The 15,969-nt window shown below is 68.5% G+C and carries 13 protein-coding genes; 10 read left to right on the forward strand and 3 right to left on the reverse strand.

The window, feature by feature from the left end:
* Positions 1–82: 82 nt before the first annotated feature.
* On the forward strand, positions 83–784 hold the full coding sequence (locus AC5P8Y_RS18610; protein WP_049403495.1) for an ankyrin repeat domain-containing protein: 702 nt from the start codon (positions 83–85) through the stop codon (positions 782–784).
* A 51-nt stretch (positions 785–835) separates the two neighbouring features.
* A complete protein-coding gene (locus tag AC5P8Y_RS18615; protein WP_111188669.1) occupies positions 836–2,293 on the forward strand; it encodes an amidohydrolase family protein in 1,458 nt (485 codons plus the stop codon).
* Between the two features lie 93 nt (positions 2,294–2,386).
* On the opposite strand, the gene AC5P8Y_RS18620 is transcribed toward AC5P8Y_RS18615, so the two are convergent.
* The gene (locus AC5P8Y_RS18620) at positions 2,387–3,316 is read right to left on the reverse strand and encodes a LysR family transcriptional regulator (RefSeq protein WP_111188670.1); all 930 of its coding nucleotides are present in this window, start codon (positions 3,314–3,316) and stop codon (positions 2,387–2,389) included.
* Positions 3,317–3,409: 93 nt separating this feature from the next.
* Here AC5P8Y_RS18620 and AC5P8Y_RS18625 point away from each other — a divergent pair, with 93 nt between their 5' ends.
* Positions 3,410–4,603, forward strand: coding sequence for an MFS transporter (locus tag AC5P8Y_RS18625; RefSeq protein ID WP_111188671.1), 1,194 nt, complete (start codon positions 3,410–3,412; stop codon positions 4,601–4,603).
* Positions 4,604–5,229: 626 nt separating this feature from the next.
* Here AC5P8Y_RS18625 and AC5P8Y_RS18630 read toward each other — a convergent pair.
* Positions 5,230–5,883 (reverse strand): response regulator, encoded by a 654-nt coding sequence (locus AC5P8Y_RS18630; protein WP_005417012.1) that lies wholly within the window; start codon positions 5,881–5,883, stop codon positions 5,230–5,232.
* A complete protein-coding gene (locus AC5P8Y_RS18635) occupies positions 5,876–8,905 on the reverse strand; it encodes a sensor histidine kinase (protein WP_111188258.1) in 3,030 nt (1,009 codons plus the stop codon). Before AC5P8Y_RS18635 ends, AC5P8Y_RS18630 begins: the two co-directional genes overlap by 8 nt.
* Positions 8,906–9,001: 96 nt before the next feature.
* Here AC5P8Y_RS18635 and AC5P8Y_RS18640 point away from each other — a divergent pair, with 96 nt between their 5' ends.
* The 7 genes from AC5P8Y_RS18640 to AC5P8Y_RS18670 all read left to right on the forward strand — a co-directional run bounded on the left by AC5P8Y_RS18640 (position 9,002) and on the right by AC5P8Y_RS18670 (position 15,778).
* Positions 9,002–9,334 carry a hypothetical protein gene (locus AC5P8Y_RS18640; protein ID WP_049402834.1) on the forward strand — a complete coding sequence of 111 codons (333 nt, stop codon included), beginning with the start codon at positions 9,002–9,004 and terminating at the stop codon, positions 9,332–9,334.
* Between the two features lie 50 nt (positions 9,335–9,384).
* The gene (locus AC5P8Y_RS18645; RefSeq protein ID WP_049402833.1) at positions 9,385–9,828 is read left to right on the forward strand and encodes a helix-turn-helix transcriptional regulator; all 444 of its coding nucleotides are present in this window, start codon (positions 9,385–9,387) and stop codon (positions 9,826–9,828) included.
* The gene (locus tag AC5P8Y_RS18650; RefSeq protein WP_049402832.1) at positions 9,825–10,481 is read left to right on the forward strand and encodes a hydrolase; all 657 of its coding nucleotides are present in this window, start codon (positions 9,825–9,827) and stop codon (positions 10,479–10,481) included. Before AC5P8Y_RS18645 ends, AC5P8Y_RS18650 begins: the two co-directional genes overlap by 4 nt.
* Positions 10,482–10,483: 2 nt before the next feature.
* On the forward strand, positions 10,484–10,909 hold the full coding sequence (locus AC5P8Y_RS18655; RefSeq protein ID WP_005410009.1) for a DoxX family protein: 426 nt from the start codon (positions 10,484–10,486) through the stop codon (positions 10,907–10,909).
* Positions 10,910–11,028: 119 nt separating this feature from the next.
* Positions 11,029–12,876 (forward strand): amidohydrolase, encoded by a 1,848-nt coding sequence (locus tag AC5P8Y_RS18660; protein WP_184013631.1) that lies wholly within the window; start codon positions 11,029–11,031, stop codon positions 12,874–12,876.
* The gene (locus tag AC5P8Y_RS18665) at positions 12,855–14,138 is read left to right on the forward strand and encodes an alginate export family protein (protein ID WP_104920795.1); all 1,284 of its coding nucleotides are present in this window, start codon (positions 12,855–12,857) and stop codon (positions 14,136–14,138) included. The genes AC5P8Y_RS18660 and AC5P8Y_RS18665 overlap by 22 nt, the downstream gene beginning before the upstream one ends.
* Positions 14,132–15,778, forward strand: coding sequence for an MFS transporter (locus AC5P8Y_RS18670; RefSeq protein WP_108270433.1), 1,647 nt, complete (start codon positions 14,132–14,134; stop codon positions 15,776–15,778). The genes AC5P8Y_RS18665 and AC5P8Y_RS18670 overlap by 7 nt, the downstream gene beginning before the upstream one ends.
* Positions 15,779–15,969: the final 191 nt, after the last annotated feature.

Below are 15,969 nucleotides of genomic sequence, written 5' to 3' on the forward strand. Positions count from 1 at the left end.
ATGCAGGGCAGGGGCCGGCAACGCCCGGCTGTTGCTACCGTCGCACGGCGTTCCGTGGCGACGGACATGAGGAGACACTGTCATGCGCGTCCATCATTCCGCTGGCTGGCCTGCGCCGTTCACGCGCGTGCTGCTGTTGTGCCTGCTGGCCATGGTCACCCCCGCCTGCACCGCCACGTCCAGGGCCGACGCAGACGCGCGCCTGCAGGATGCTGCCAGCCGCGGCGACGCCGATGCGGTGCGACAGGCGATCGAGGATGGCGCCACGCTGGAGGCGCGCGATGGCCAGGGCCGCACCGCGCTGCTGCTGGCCACGCATGGCAACAACGTGGATGCCGCGCGTGAGCTGATCGAGGCCGGGGCAGACGTCAACGCCAAGGACGCTTTGCAGGACAGCGCCTACCTGTACGCCGGTGCGCGCGGCCTGGACGAGATCCTGGCGATGACCCTGGCGCATGGCGCCGATCTGCGCAGCACCAACCGCTATGGCGGCACCGCGCTGATTCCGGCCGCCGAGCGCGGTCACGTCGCCACTGTGCGCACGCTGCTGCGGGCCGGTGTGGCGGTGGACCATGTCAACCGGCTGCACTGGACCGCGCTGCTGGAAGCGATCCTGCTTGGCGATGGCGGTGCGCGCCAGGTGCAGATCGTGCAGCTGCTGCTGGAGGCCGGTGCCGACCCGGAGCTTGCCGACGGCGACGGCGTGACGCCGCTGGCGCACGCGCGCCAGCGCGGCTATACCGGAATTGAATCCCTGCTGCGCCAGCACGGCGCGGTGCGCTGAGCCGCAACCCCTTCCACCCGCACGCTAGGCGTGCCCACCAGGATGCTGTCCATGTTCCGTTCCCGTCCGTTGTCCCTTGCCATCCTCTTTGTGGTGGCGCCGCTGTCGGCATCTGCTGCCGAGCGCGCCGACCTGCTGATCCGTAATGCCACCGTGGTCGACGTCGAGCACGCCAGTACCCTGGCTGGTCAGAGCGTGGTGATCCGCGGCGACGACATCGTCGCTGTCGGCCCGGACGCGCAGCTGCGCAGCCAGTGGAGCGCGACCCGCCAGATCGATGCCAAGGGCAAATACCTGATCCCGGGGCTGTGGGACATGCACGTGCACTTCGGTGGTGGCCCCGCGCTGATCGAAGAGAACAAGGCACTGCTGCCGCTGTACATCGCGCATGGCATCACCACGGTGCGTGACTGTTCCGGCGATCTGCCCGAGCAGGTGCTGCAGTGGCGTGGCGAGATCGCCAAGGGCACCCTGTTCGGCCCGCGCCTGCTGAGTTCCGGCGCGAAGATCGAAGGCATCAAGCCGGTCTGGAAGGGCACGATCGAAGTGGGCAGCGAGGCCGACGCCGACAAGGCAATCGCCCGCCTGCAGCACGACAAGGTCGATTTCGTGAAGATCACCGACAGCACGCTGAAGCCGGAACTGTTCCTGTACTCGGCCAGTGCCGCGCGCAAGGCCGGATTCAAGGCGTCGGGCCACATCCCGATGGCGCTGACCGTGGAGCAGGCGGTCGATGCCGGCCTGGCCTCGATCGAGCACCTGGACTACGCGTTCAAGGCCGGCAGCAAGGACGAGGCGCAGATTGCCGCCGACTTCGGAGCTGGCCGCATCGACCGTGCCGAAGCCAACCGCCGCCTCGACGCCAGCTTCGACCGTGACACCGCAATGCGGGCCTACCGTGATTTCGCCAAGCGTGGCGTATTCGTGACCCCGACCCTCAACGGCGGTCGCATCCTCGACTTCCTCGACCAGGATGACCACGCCAACGACCCGTACCTGGCCTACATCGGCCCGGGCCTGCGCGCGACCTACCAGTGGCGCGTGGACCGCGCGGCGAAGGCGACGCCGGCGCAGATCGAAGCGCGCCACGCGCAGTACCACCAGGTGGCCGCCGTGCTGCCGCTGCTGCAGGAAGCGGGTGTGACGATCATTGCCGGTACTGATGCGGGCTTCCTCAACTCGTTCAACTTCCCGGGCATCGCCCTGCACCAGGAACTGCAGCTGTTCGTGAAGGAAGGCCTGAGCGCACCGCAGGCACTGTCGGCCGCAACCCGTTCCGGCCCCGCCTGGTTCGGCCAGATGGACCGCTACGGTGGTGTCGCACAGGGCAAGGCCGCCGATCTGGTGCTGCTGACCGCCAACCCGCTGCAGGACATCGCCGCCACCGGGAAGATCGACAGCGTGATCCTGCGTGGCAGCGTGTATGACCGCGCCGCACTAGACAAGATGCTGGCCGAGACCAAGGCCAAGGTCGCGGCGTGGAATGCCGAGGCGGCGAAGACGCAGTGATCGACAGGGTCAGAGCCCTTCCCGGGTGGGAAGGGATCCGACCCATGGAGTTGGACGGCATCCACGCCATGCGTGGATGACACGGCCGTTGGCCTAACGCGGTGCCGGCCGCATGCCATGCAGCTGCGGCAGTGCGGCCTTCATCGCATCGATGAAGGCGCGCAGCCGCGGCGGCTGCTGGCGCGCAGCAGGAAACACGACATGCACCGGCAGTGCCGGCGCCTGCCAGTCCGGCAGCAGCTGCACCAGCCGCCCTTGTGCGAGGTCGTCGGCCACCAGCCAGGCCGAGACCACGGCCGCTCCCAGCCCGGCACATGCGGCCTGCTGCACCACGAACAGGTTGTCGCTGAGCAGGCGCGGGCTGATCGAAAGGGTATGCGCGTGCCCCTGCGCGTCATGCAGCAGCAGTCGTTCGCGGTAGTAGGTGACCAGCGAGATCCACGGCAGTGACTGCGCCTGCTCCGGCGTATTGACTGCCGTGGCGTCCACCAGCGACGGCGCCGCCACGACGATGCGCGGCACTTCGGCCAGCGGCAGTGCGACCATGCGCGGTTCGTCGACCGGTCCCACCCGCACCGCGCAGTCGATGCCTTCTGCGATGAAGTCCGGGCGCCTATCTTCCAGGATCCACTCCAGGCTCAGCTGCGGGTGCTGGGCCAGGAATGCCAGCATGGTCGGCAGCAGCTGCGCCTGGCCGAACGCGTGCGGCACCATCACCCGCAGGCGTCCGCGCAGCGTTTCCGGTTCGCCGTGCAGTTCGGCCTGCAGCGACTCCCATTCGTCGACCACGCGTTGCGCATGGCGCTGGCAGCGCAGCCCATCTTCGGTCAGCTGCAGGCCGTGGGTGGAGCGCTGCAGCAGGCGCAGGCCGAGCTGTCGCTCCAGGGCCTGCAGGCGTCGGCTGACTGTCGGCTGGGTGGTGCCCAGCTGCACGGCCGCGGCAGACAGACTGCCGGCATCGACGATGCGCAGGAAGGTGCGCAGCAGATCCAGGCGATCCGCGCCGGTGGCGAGGTCATTCATGCGTTTCACGTATGAAGTGTATGTGCAGGAGCCTACTACAGACGCCGGGCGAATACCGGCAGGATACGTCCACTTCCTCCACCGGACTCCCCCATGTTTACCCCTTCGCTATCCGTCGCCGCCGCGCCCGCGACCGCACCCTCCACCCCGCTGGTGCTGGCAATGGCGGCCGGCGCCGGCTTCTCGGTCGCCTCCCTCTACTACAGCCAGCCGATGCTGGGCCTGATCGCCCAGGACCTCGGCGCAGGCGAGCGCGCCGCCGGCCTGGTACCGACCCTGACCCAGCTCGGCTATGCACTGGGCATCCTGCTGCTGGCACCGCTGGGCGACCGCTTCGACCGCCGCACCTTGATCCTGTTGAAGTCCGCGTTGCTGGCGCTGGCACTGGGCGCCGCAGCGATGGCCGGGCACCTGCCGGGGCTGCTGATGGCCAGCCTGCTGGTCGGGCTGATGGCCACGCTGGCGCAGGACATCGTGCCTGCCGCTGCGGTGCTGGCACCGGATGCACAACGCGGCCAGATCGTCGGCCGGGTGATGACCGGCCTGCTGCTCGGCATCCTGCTGTCGCGCGTGGTCAGTGGCGTGGTGGCTGAAGCATGGGGTTGGCGCACGCAGTTCGTACTGGCCGCGGTATCGGTGGCGGCGATGGGCGCGGTGATGGCGCGCGCGCTGCCGCGTTTCGTACCGACCAGCACGCTGCGCTATCCGGCGTTGTTGGGTTCGTTGCTGGCGTTGTGGCGCGAGCAGCCGCAGCTGCGCCGTGCGGTGGCCAGCCAGTCGTTGCTGGCAGTGGGCTTCAGCGCGTTCTGGTCGACGCTGGCGCTGATGCTGCATGCTCGTCTGGGCCTGGGCAGTGCGGCGGCGGGTGCGTTCGGTATCGCCGGTGCGGCCGGCGCATTGGCTGCGCCGTTTGCAGGACGTTTCGCCGATCGCCTGGGTTGCCATGCGGTGGCGCGGCTGGCGATCGCAGTGGCGCTGCTGGGTTTCGGGCTGCTGCTGGCCGAAGCCTGGTTGCCGGCCGCTGCGCTGCTGCCGCTGCTGGTGGTGAGTGCGCTGCTGTTCGACTTCGGTTTCCAGTCGGCGCTGGTGGCGCACCAGACGCTGGTCTATGGCCTGGTGCCGCCGGCCCGCAGCCGCCTCAATGCGCTGCTGTTCACGGGTATGTTCATTGGCATGGCCGCCGGTGGCGCGTTGGGCAGCCTGGCGCTGGCACAGTGGGGGTGGCACGGCGTGGCCTGGCTGGCGGTGGTGTGTGCGGGCGGCAGCCTGCTTCTACGTTTGAAGTAAGGGGTGGTGTTCGGCAGGGCTTGCAGCTCTGCACCTGCTGGAGGCAACAGCAACGGCGGGGTTTCTGTAGGTGGGCGGGGTGGGTCCGGTTGCGGGGGACGCCGTAAACCCCGCTTCGCGGTCCGGCCCAGCCGCTGGCGGCTGTGCGTTCGGGCGCTTGCGAAGCAGTGCTTCGCAAGCAAAGCGCCCTCACCCATCGGGGCTTGGCCGCGGCATCCATGCCTCGGACACCCCCGCAACCGGACCCACCCCGCCTTCGACAGTTTCCTGCGGTCTGTTGGAACGGCTCTTGGGGTCAGATCCGTTTTCCGGAGGAAAACGGATCTGACCCCTGATTGATTTCGATATCTGACCGCTTTCAGCCACGCGTGGCGTGGATCTAGCGTGTCGACCAAGGTCGACACCTACCAACAGCCATCGGAATCTGTCAGAGGTGGGGCGGTGTCGGAGTGCGGGGTGTCCGCGGCATGGATGCCGCGGCCAAGCCCCCAAGGATGGGTTCACGGCGTCCCCGCACTCCGACACCGCCCCGCCATCTCACGGAAAGCCCGCTTTTGCTGTTGAGGTTGCCGGCCCGCGGCCGGCACTACCGTGGGTGCAGGGCCGCAGGCCCTGCCGAACACTCCCTAATCGTGACCGCTGTCGTCCAGGCTGATGATGCCGCGCCGCAGCGCCTGGGTCACCGCGTGCGTGCGATCGCCCACGCCCAGCTTGTCCATCAGGCTCTTCATGTGCGCCTTCACCGTCTGCTCGGAAATCTGCATGCGCTCGCCGATGCGCTTGTTCGACAGGCCACCGGCCACGTGCCGCAGTACTTCGGTCTCGCGCGGCGACAACCGGTCTTCCACCACATGCGCGGCGATGCTCGCCGCCACCGCTGGTGGAATCGGCGCGCGCCGGCCGCCCGCAACCATGCGGATCGTGTCGACCAGCTCGTGGCGCAGCATGTCCTTCAGCAGGTAGGCGCTGGCGCCGGCCTGCAACGCCCGCACCGCACGTACGTCACCGCGGTAGGTGGTCAGCACGATGATGCGCGCGCGCGGGTCCATCGCGCGGATCCGCACGATGGCTTCCACACCATCCAGGCGGGGCATCTGCAGGTCCATCAGTACCACGTCGGGCTGCAGCTGCTGATAGCGTGCGATGGCTTCCTCGCCATCGGCGGCCTCGCCGAGCAGGCGCAGATCGGAATGGGCGCCCAGCAGCGCAGCCAGGCCGTCACGCAGCAACGGGTGATCATCGACCACCAGTACGCCGATCGGGGTAGGGGATTCAGTCATGGCTCGTTCTACTCCAGGGCCAGCGCCAACGCGATGGGCGGCGGTGATACAGGCGACGGGCGGGAACCGCCAGCGCGACCTCGGTGCCCAGCCCGGGGCGGGTCCACAGCTGCAGTTCCGCGCCGAGGCGCTGCGCGCGTTCGCGCATGCCCTGCAGGCCCCAATGGCCGTGGCCGGCATTTTCGTCGGCGATGCCCACGCCATCATCGCGTACGTGTAGAAGGAAGCACCGCGTGCCGTAGGACAGCTCCACTTCGATGGCGCTGGCATTGGCATGGCGCAGCGCATTGCGGATCGCCTCGCGTCCGATCAGGAACACTTCCTCGGCGGTATCGGCCTGCAGCGGTGGAGGGGTGCCTTCCACGGTCAGGCGCAGCGGATTGGTGCCGTGCCCGGCATACTCGGCGTGCACATCGGCCAGTGCCGAAGCGAGGTCGCGACCCGCGAACGGCCCCTCGCGCAGCGCATTGACCCGCTCGCGGCCCTCGGCCAGGTTGCGCTCGGCCAGCTGCATCGCCGACTCCAGCTGGCTGCGCACCGGCTCGGGGGTCTGGGGTGACTGGCTGATCGCATGCAGCCGCAGGATCAGGCCCTGGCTGCCCTGCAGCAGGGTGTCGTGCAGGTCGCGCGCGATGCGTTCGCGTTCGCCATTGCGTTCCTGCAGGCGCGCACGAAACAGCGCGGCCAGCTGCCCGCTGCGGATGCGTACCGCCAGCACCAGTAGTGCGAGCACGGCGGCGGTGCACAGCAGTTTGAACCACACGGTCTGGATGAAGGTAGGCGCGATGCGGAAGCTGCGGCTGGCCGGTGCGGTGCTCCAGATGCCGTCCTCGTTGGCCGCTTCCACCTCGAACCGGTAGTTGCCTGGCGCGAGGTTGGTGTAATACGCGCGGGTGCTGCTGCCCGCGTCCTGCCAGCCATCGTCAACGCCGGACAGGCGATAGCGATAGCGGTTGCGTTCCGGGCGTGCCAGCGACAGCGCCACGTAGTCGATCTGCAGCTGGCTGGTGCCGGCCGGCAGGCGCAGGCCGTCCCGCAGTGGTTGCTGTTCGCTGCCATGCAGCACGTCGCCGATGCGCACGCTGGGAGCCATCGCATTGACGTGCGACCGGGTGGTGTCCAGCCAGGCCAGGCCCTGGTTGGTGGCCAGCCATAGCAGGCCGTCGTCGGCCAGCACGGCGGTGGGGATCGGTCCGCTCTGCAGGGCGATGCCCGGCATGCCATCCACCGCATCGAACAGGCGTGGCGTCACCGGCTGCCCGGTACGCAGCGCCCGCCGCAACTGATCGCTCCCCAACCGGACCAGGCCACGACTGCCATTGAGCCACAGGTGACCGTGCGCATCGGCAACCATGCCGGTGATGCCCTCCAGCACGCCGGCCATGTCGGTGTTGACCGGCATGAAGCGGCCATTGCCGAGGCGGGCGGCCAGCCCGGCCTCACCGGCCACCAGCAACAGGTCCTGGTGGTGCAGCAGCGCGGTGACCGGGCCGACCAACAGCCCGTGGTTGGCATCGAAGGTTTCGATGCGGGTCGCGCCCATGCTGCGCAGCCGGCCGTCGGCATAGCCGAGCAGCAGCTGGCCATTGGCATCCAGCGCCAGTGATGAGCAGGCCTGTTCGGGCAGGCGCGTTTCGCGCTGCCACTGGCCGTGCAGATAGTGCAGCACGCCACGTTCACCGGTGCAGACCCAGGCCTGGTCGTCATCGGCGAACAGCAGGGCATGCAGCGGTTGCCCGGTGAAGGGCTCGGGCAGCGGAATCAGCGTGGTGTGGCCGGCCACCGTGCGTGCCAGGTTGACCCAGTCGAACTGCCAGATCGGCGTGGGCGCCCGGCGCGCGGCCGCCTGCAGTTGTGCGGCGCTGCCTTCCAGCAGTGGCCGGCGCAGGTCGTACGGCTTGAGGTCCTCGCCGTAGCCGTACACACGCCCATCGCTGGCCCGCACCAGCGAGCGATAGGGATCACTGGGGCCGACCGCCAGCGTGTGCACGCTGCGCACGCGGAAGCGGTTGAGGCCCAGATTGGTGCCGACCCAGAGATTGCCTTCGCGGTCGGCGATGATCGGCACGGCCGAGGTGGCGGTCAGCCCGTGCGGCGAATCGAAACGCTCCATGCGCACGGCGCGGCTGCCGTCGAACGTGACCCGGGCCACACCGCCATGCGGGCTCATCGTGGCCCATAACGCGCCGTCGGCAGTGAACTGCAGGCGTGCGGCGACCAGGTCCGGCAGGCGTCGCGCTTCGCGTTCGCTGTCCGGCAGCAGGCCCTGCGCATTGGCCAGCGGCGAGGTGCCGCGCACACGGTCGGCCAGCCAGACTTCGCCCTGCGGGCTCTCGGTCAGCGTCGCCATCTGGGATACAGCAATGCCGGTGTCCTCGAAACGCGGTTGGCCTGCAGGACGCATCCAGATCCTGAGGTTGGCCAGTACCCAGAAGGTGCCACGGCTGTCGTGCAGCACCCATTGCACGCGGTGTTCCGGAACGCCCGTGTCTGCGGGCAGCGGCTGCCAGCGCTGGCCATCGAACTCGCGCAGCCCTCCATTGATGGCTGCCCACATCCGGCCGTCTCGGTCCTGGCTGAAGTGCGGTACCACGCCAACCGGCACGCCCTGGCCGCGGCCGTAGTTGTACAGCTGGCCGCGCGCGAACTGGCTGATGCCTGCCTGGAAGTAGCCGATCCACAGTGCGCCATCGGCGCTGTGTTCCAACGTGACCATGTTGGTGGACGGGTAGCGGGTGCCAGCCGGTGGCGCCTGCCGTTCGAAGCGACGTCCGTCGAATCGGTACAGGCCCGAACCGGTAGCCAACCACAACAGGCCGTCACGGTCCTGGCTGATGTCCCAGATGTCACCGGGTGCACCCTGGCCGACCCGCCAGGCGGTGTGTTCGTAGCCGGGCAACCCGCTGCTCACGGCCGGCCGCTGCACGGCGAGGGCGGGCAGGGCGGTCCACAGCAGCAGGCACGCCAGCAGCGCCGGCAGGCGACGCAGGAACGGGAAGGGGCGGCGGTGCATGGCGCGCATTCTGGCAGGTGCGGGGCAGCCGCGGGTGACCCGAACGGGGTAGGCGCCTGGTGCCGTGGTCGGCTATCACGCCGGCATGTCCTGTGGAGTCCGGCCATGCAGCGCCTGTTCGTGATGTTCCCCGACCGCGGGCCGGGCATCGGCCTGCTGTGGCTGCGGCTGTGCGTGGCCGCTGCATTGTGCACGCCGGGCACGCACGCGGGCTGGCTGTCGGCGCTATGCCTGCTGGCGGTGGTGATGCTTGCACTGGGCATCTTGACGCCGCTGGCGGTAGTGCCGGCAACACTGGGCCTGTATGCACAGGCACTGCCGTGGCCACTGGTGGTGTTGCCGCTGGCCTTGCTGGCGCTGGGCCCTGGCGCCTATTCACTCGATGCGCGGTTGTTCGGGCGCCGCCTGCTCGGCCGTCGGCCTCCCCCATTCGGGTAGGTGCTGGCCTCGACCGACGGGGGTAGGGCATCACGCAGGGGTCACGCACCATGGGGCATCTCTTCGCGGCGTCCCGCATGGCCACCATCCTTCCGCCTGATCCGCCCGCCGCTTCACTGGCGCCGCAGCAGGTCGCCGCATTGCAGCGTGCATTGCGCTATGTCGATGAACACCTGTCACAGCCGCTGCGGGTCACCGAACTGGCGGCCGTCGCCTGCGTCAGTCGCTTCCATCTGGTGCGCCTGTTCCGCAGCGGTACCGGCGCCAGCCCGCTGCGCTATGTACGCCGTCGCCGTATCGAACGTGCGCGCCAGCTGTTGTCGGCCCAGCACCTGCCGATGTCCTGCCTGGCGCAGCAGCTCGGCTTCTTCGACCAGAGCCATTTCGTCCGCAGCTTCCGCGCCGAGACCGGCTGCAGCCCCGGCCAGTACCTGGCCGGCGATGCGGCCCTGTTGCTTCCCCCTGATCGTGTTTCCAACGGAGTCCACCCATGAGCCTTGCCACCGCCACGCCCGCCCCGGCCCTGTTGTCGCCCACCGACCATGCCCTGGTGCTGATCGACTTCCAGTCACAGATGGCATTCGCTACCCACACCATCGACATCTCCGCGCTGCGCAACAACGTGTCGTTGATCAGCAAGGGTGCCAAGGGCTTCAATGTGCCGGTGGTGCTGACCACGGTTGCAGAAGCGTCGTTCTCCGGCCCGATGTTCCCGGAACTGCCGCAGATCTTCCCAGGCCAGCCGGTGTTCGACCGCACCTCGATGAATACCTGGGAAGACCGGGCGGTGATCGACGAGATCAACCGCATCGGCAAGCGCCGCCTGGTGCTTGCCGGCCTCTGGACCAGCGTCTGCATCGTCGGGCCGGCGCTGTCGGCGCTGGCGCAGGGTTTCGAGGTCTACGTGATCACCGATGCCTGCGGCGATGTCAGCGAAGAAGCGCACGAGCGTGCGATCACCCGCATGGTGCAGGCCGGCGCGGTGCCGATGACCAGCGTGCAGTACCTGCTCGAACTGCAGCGCGACTGGGCACGCGGTGGAACCTACGACCTGACCACCGGCATTGCCCGCGACCATGCCGGCGGCTACGGCATCGGCATCCAGTACGCCAAGCGCATGTTCGGCGCGCAGGAAGGCGGGCACTGAGCATGCTGGCTGGCCATGGCCTCGACCTGGCCCTGCTGATGCTGCGCGTGGCGGCAGGAGGCTTCCTGCTGCCGCACGCACTGGGCAAGCTGTTCGGCTGGTTCGGTGGACCGGGGCTGTCCGGCTTCGCTACCGAGCTGCGCGGCTTCGGGCTGCCAGCGGTGGCACCGTTGCCGCTGTTGCTGGCCCTGCTGCAGGTGCTGTCCGGGCTGGCCGTGCTGCTGGGATGGCAGACCCGCATCGCCGCGCTTGCAGCGGCTGCTTTCATCGGCTTCACCGTCCTGTTGGCCCTGCCCAGGGGCTGGTTCTGGATGCGCGGTGGCAGTGAGTACCCGTTGATGTGGACCACGGTACTGCTGGCCATCGCGCTGGCCGGGCCCGGCACCTGGGCACTGGACGTCCACCGTCTTCCGGGAGACCTCGCATGAGTCACGATCCCCGAGATCACGGCCGCCGCAACGTGCTGCTGGCCAGCGGCGCCGCTGTTGCGCTCGGTCTGGCCGGCCGTGCCGGTGCCGCACTCGATTCCACTTCCAAGGAGCGTCGCATGAGCACGCTGGTCATCCGCAATGCCCGCATCACCACCCTCGACCCGCAGCAGCCGCATGCGCAGGCGCTGGCCGTGCAGGAAGGCCGCATCGTCGCCGTCGGCAGCGACGAGGAGATCATGCGTGGCTGGGGCAACGAAGCGACCTTGATCGATGCCCAGGGCCGGCGCCTGTTGCCCGGCCTCAACGACAGCCACACCCACCTGATCCGCGGCGGCCTGAACTACAACCTGGAACTGCGCTGGGACGGCCTGCGTTCGCTTGGCGACGCCCTGGACATGCTGAAGGCCCAGGTCGACCGCACGCCCGCACCGCAGTGGGTACGCGTGGTTGGTGGCTTCACTGCCGCGCAGTTCAACGAGAAGCGCTTGCCGACCCTGCAGGAGCTCAACGACATCGCGCCGGATACACCGGTGTTCCTGCTGCACCTGTATGACCGCGCACTCCTCAACCGTGCCGCGCTGCGCGCCTGCGGCTACACCAAGGACACGCCGGATCCGCCGGGCGGGCAGATCGTGCGTGACTCGCTGGGCAACCCGACCGGGCTGCTGCTGGCCAAGCCGAATGCGTTGATCCTGTACGCGACGCTGGCCAAGGGACCGCGCCTGCCGATCGAGTACCAGGCGAACTCGACGCGCCACTTCATGCGCGAACTGAACCGGCTTGGCATCACCTCGGTGATCGACGCCGGCGGTGGCTTCCAGAACTATCCCGAGGATTACCAGGTCATCGAACAGCTGCACCGCGATGACCAGCTGACGGTGCGCATTGCCTACAACCTGTTCACCCAGAACAAGGGCAAGGAAGTGGATGACTTCCGTGGCTGGAGCGAGATCCTGCAGCCGCGCCAGGGCGATGACCTGCTGCGCCACAACGGTGCCGGCGAGATGCTGGTGTTCTCCGCCGCCGACTTCGAACTGTTCAACGAGCCCCGCCCGGAACTGCCGCCGGAGCTTGAGCCGGAACTGCACGACGTGGTGAAGCTGCTGGTCGAGAAGCGCTGGCCGTTCCGCATCCACGCCACCTACGACGAGAGCATCACCCGCATCCTGGATGTGTACGAACAGGTCAACCGCGAGGTGCCGTTCGATGGCCTGCACTGGTTCATCGACCACGCCGAGACCATCACCCCGCGCAACATCGAACGCATCCGTGCGCTGGGTGGCGGCATTGCCGTGCAGCACCGCATGACCTACCAGGGCGAAGCCTTCGTCGAGCGCTATGGCGTGCAGGCCGCGCGGCACACACCGCCGGTCAAGCGCATGCTGGCCGAAGGCGTGCCGGTCGGTGCCGGTACCGACGCCACCCGCGTGGCCAGCTACAACCCGTGGGTGGCGTTGTCCTGGCTGGTGACCGGGCGCACCGTGGGTGGGCTGGCCCTGTATGGCGAGGAAAACCTGCTTGAACGCGAGCAGGCCCTGCGCCTGTGGACCCAGGGCAGCGCCTGGTTCTCCGGCGACGAAGCGGTGAAGGGCACGCTGAAAGCCGGTCAGCTGGCTGATTTCATTTTGCTCTCGGCCGACTTCTTCCGCGTGGATGACGCGCAGATCGCCGACATCACCAGCGTGCTGACCGTGGTCGGCGGACGCATCGTGCATGCAGATGCCGACTATGCAGGGCTGGCGCCGCAGCTGCCGCCGGCGATGCCGGACTGGTCGCCGGTCAACCGGTTCGGTGGCTACCACGTCGGCGGTGCCGCCCCCGGGTTGGCCACCGCCCATCGCCACCATCACGGCGTGGCCTGCAGTACGCATGGCGCTCACGGTCACGCCGCACAGCATGCGGCGCCCACCGATGACCTGACCGCGTTCTGGGGCGCGATGGGATGCTCGTGCTTCGCGTTCTGAGCCTGGCGCTGCTGACCGTGCCATCGCTGGCGCTGGCGTGCGGGGGTGGCCGCTGCACTGACGCCGGTGACGGCCAATTGCAGTGGGATGCGTCACTGCGCCTGCGTGGCCTGTACTACGATCCGACGCGGTTCGGTATCGGTGGCAGCGAAGATGGCCATGGCCTGCTGCGTGCGCTGGCCTCGGCCACCTATGTGGAGGACCGCTGGCAGGCAAAGCTGCAGCTGGGCGTGCATGCCGAGAATGGCAAGGCCGGCGGCCCGGGCCGCACCGACCGCAGCGCATTGGACGTGCAGCAGGCGTACTGGCGCTGGCAGCGCAGCGGCTTCCACCTGCAGCTCGGTCGGCAGGAAGCCGGCTACGGAAGCTCACGGCTGTTGTCGGTGCGCGATGGGCCGAACATCCGCCTGGCCTTCGATGGTGCGCGCCTGGGCTGGAAGGGCCGCCTCGGCACGCTTGATCTGATGGCACTGCGACCGGTGCAGAACCGGCCGGGCGCCTTTGATGATCGAGGGGAACACGGTGCCCACCTGTGGGGCGCCTACGCCACCACGGCACGCGGGCAGGGCGCGGGACAGTGGGACCTGTATCTGCTCGACTATCGCCGCGAGGGTGCGCGCTTCGCGGCGGGCTCCGGCATCGAACGCCGGCAGACCGTGGGTACACGCTGGTTCGGCCAGGCCGGTGCACTGGACTGGAACAGCGAGCTGGTGGCGCAGGGCGGTGAACTGCGAACGGCCGTCGGCACGCTCGATATCCGCGCCTGGACGCTGGCCACCGATACAGGGTGGCGCTGGGCGGAGCTGCCGCTGCAGCCGCGTCTGGGGCTGAAGGCCGACATCGCCAGTGGCGATGGCAATCCGCGTGACGGCCGCCTGGAGACCTTCAATGCACTGTTCCCGAAATCGGCCTACTTCAGCGAGGCCAGCCTGCTGACCCCGGCCAACCTGATGGACGTCCAGCCGACCCTGACCCTGCGCCTGCACGACACGGTGACGACGGAGCTGGGCGTACAGATGGCCTGGAAGCATCGTCGCGCCGACGCGGTCTATACCACGCCGGCGCCGTTGGTGGCGTTGCCAGGCAGTGCCGGTGCTGCGCGCCGCATCGGTAATCAATACAAATCCGAAACCCGCTGGCAGGCCAGCGAACACTGGCAATGGCAGCTGCAGCTGGCCTGGGTCGATGCCGGTCCTGCGCTGAAGCAGGCCGGTGGCCAGGACACGCTGTTCGCCTCGATCGTTGGAGCATGGCAATGGTGAACGCAAACGCGTCGCAACCCTCCGCACAGGCCGCAGGTGCCTGGTCCCCGCTGAAGATCCAGATGTTCCGTTCGATCTGGCTGGCAATCCTGGCCAGCAACATCGGCACCTGGGTCAACGACGTGGCCGCCGCCTGGGTGATGGCCGAACGCACCGGTTCGCCGCTGATGGTGGCGCTGGTGCAGTCGGCCACCACGGTGCCGATCGTGCTGCTGGCACTCGCCGCCGGAACGCTGGCCGACATCGTCGATCGCCGCAGGTACCTGTTGGCGACCCAGGGCTGGATGCTGCTGGTCGCGGCCGTGATGGCGGCGCTGACTGCGATGGACATGCTGACTCCGCAGCTGCTGGTACTGCTGACCTTCTGCATGGGTTGCGGTGCAGCGATGGCAATGCCGGCGCAGGCCGCGATCGTCTCCGAGCTGGTGCCGCAGCCGATGCTGGCCTCGGCGGTGGCGCTGAACTCGATCGGCATCAACATCGCCCGCTCGATCGGCCCGGCCATTGGTGGCGTGATCGTGGCGCAGCTGGGTGCGGTGTGGGCGTTCGGCTTCAATGCCATCACCTTTGCCGCGATGCTGTTCGTGGTGTGGGGCTGGAAGCGTGATCCCAAGCAATCCAGCCTTCCGCCGGAAGGTTTCGGTGCCGGCTTGAAGGCGGGCCTGCGCTATGCCAGCCGCGCTGGACGCCTTCAGGCCGTGCTGATCAAGTCGGTGGGCTTCTTCTTCTTTGCTGCGGCGATGAATGCACTGCTGCCGGTGGTGGTGCGCGGCCAGATGCAGGGTGGGGCGGGGCAGTACGGCATGCTGCTGGGTTGCATCGGTATCGGTGCAGTGGGCGGGGCCTTGCTGCTGCCGAAGCTGCGCGCGCAGTTGGATCGCGACCTGCTGGTGCTGCTGGCCACGCTGTCGCTGGCGCTCAGCCTGGTCGGGCTGGCGCTGACCCGCAGCTGGTACGTGCTTCCGGCTGTGATGCTGGTCAATGGCTTCGCCTGGATCACCGTGCTGTCGTCGCTGCAGATCGCCGCGCAGACGGCGGTGCCGGCATGGGTACGTGCGCGTGCGCTGGCGCTGTACATCATGGTGTTCTCGGCAGGCATGGCGGCCGGTGGCCTGAGCTGGGGCGCGCTGGCACAGCGCACCTCGCCGGAGCTGGCGTTGCTGGTGGCTGCCGCAGGTGCGGTGATCGGCGGACTGCTGGTGTGGCGCGTGCGGATTGCTGGCACCGAGGATCTGAACCTGCGTCCGGCCGGGCACTGGCCCGCACCCGAGCTGTCGGTGCCGGTGTCGAACGATCGCGGCCCGGTGCTGGTCACCATCGAGTACCGCATCGACGGTGCTGATCGCGCCGCGTTCCAGTCGCAGATGCGCGCGCTGGGCACGATCCGCCGCCGCGATGGCGCGGTGGTCTGGGGCGTGGTCGAGGACGTGGCCAGTCCAGGCATCCACCTGGAGTATTTCGTGACCCCGTCGTGGCTGGAGCACCTGCGCCAGCACGAACGCATCACCGCTGATGACAAGGCCATCCAGGAAGTGTTGCGGGAGCTGCATCGCGGTGAGCGTGCACCCGTGGTGCGTCACTTCGTGGGTGGGCATGACCCGCTGCCTGCCGCTGTGCCGCATCACCACACCGACATCTGACCCGCCGGTGGTAGAGCCGGCCGCTGGCCGGCTGCGCGTGATCACGATGGGTGATGGGGTTGCCGGCCAGCGGCCGGCACTACCGAAGCAGAGGCGGTTGACCCGCCGGTGGTAGAGCCGGCCGCTGGCCGGCTGTGCGTGATCACGATGGATGATGGGGTTGCCGGCCAGCGGCCGGCACTACCGAAGCA

This window comes from Stenotrophomonas sp. YJH_SMC_12-1 (genome assembly GCF_059370935.1).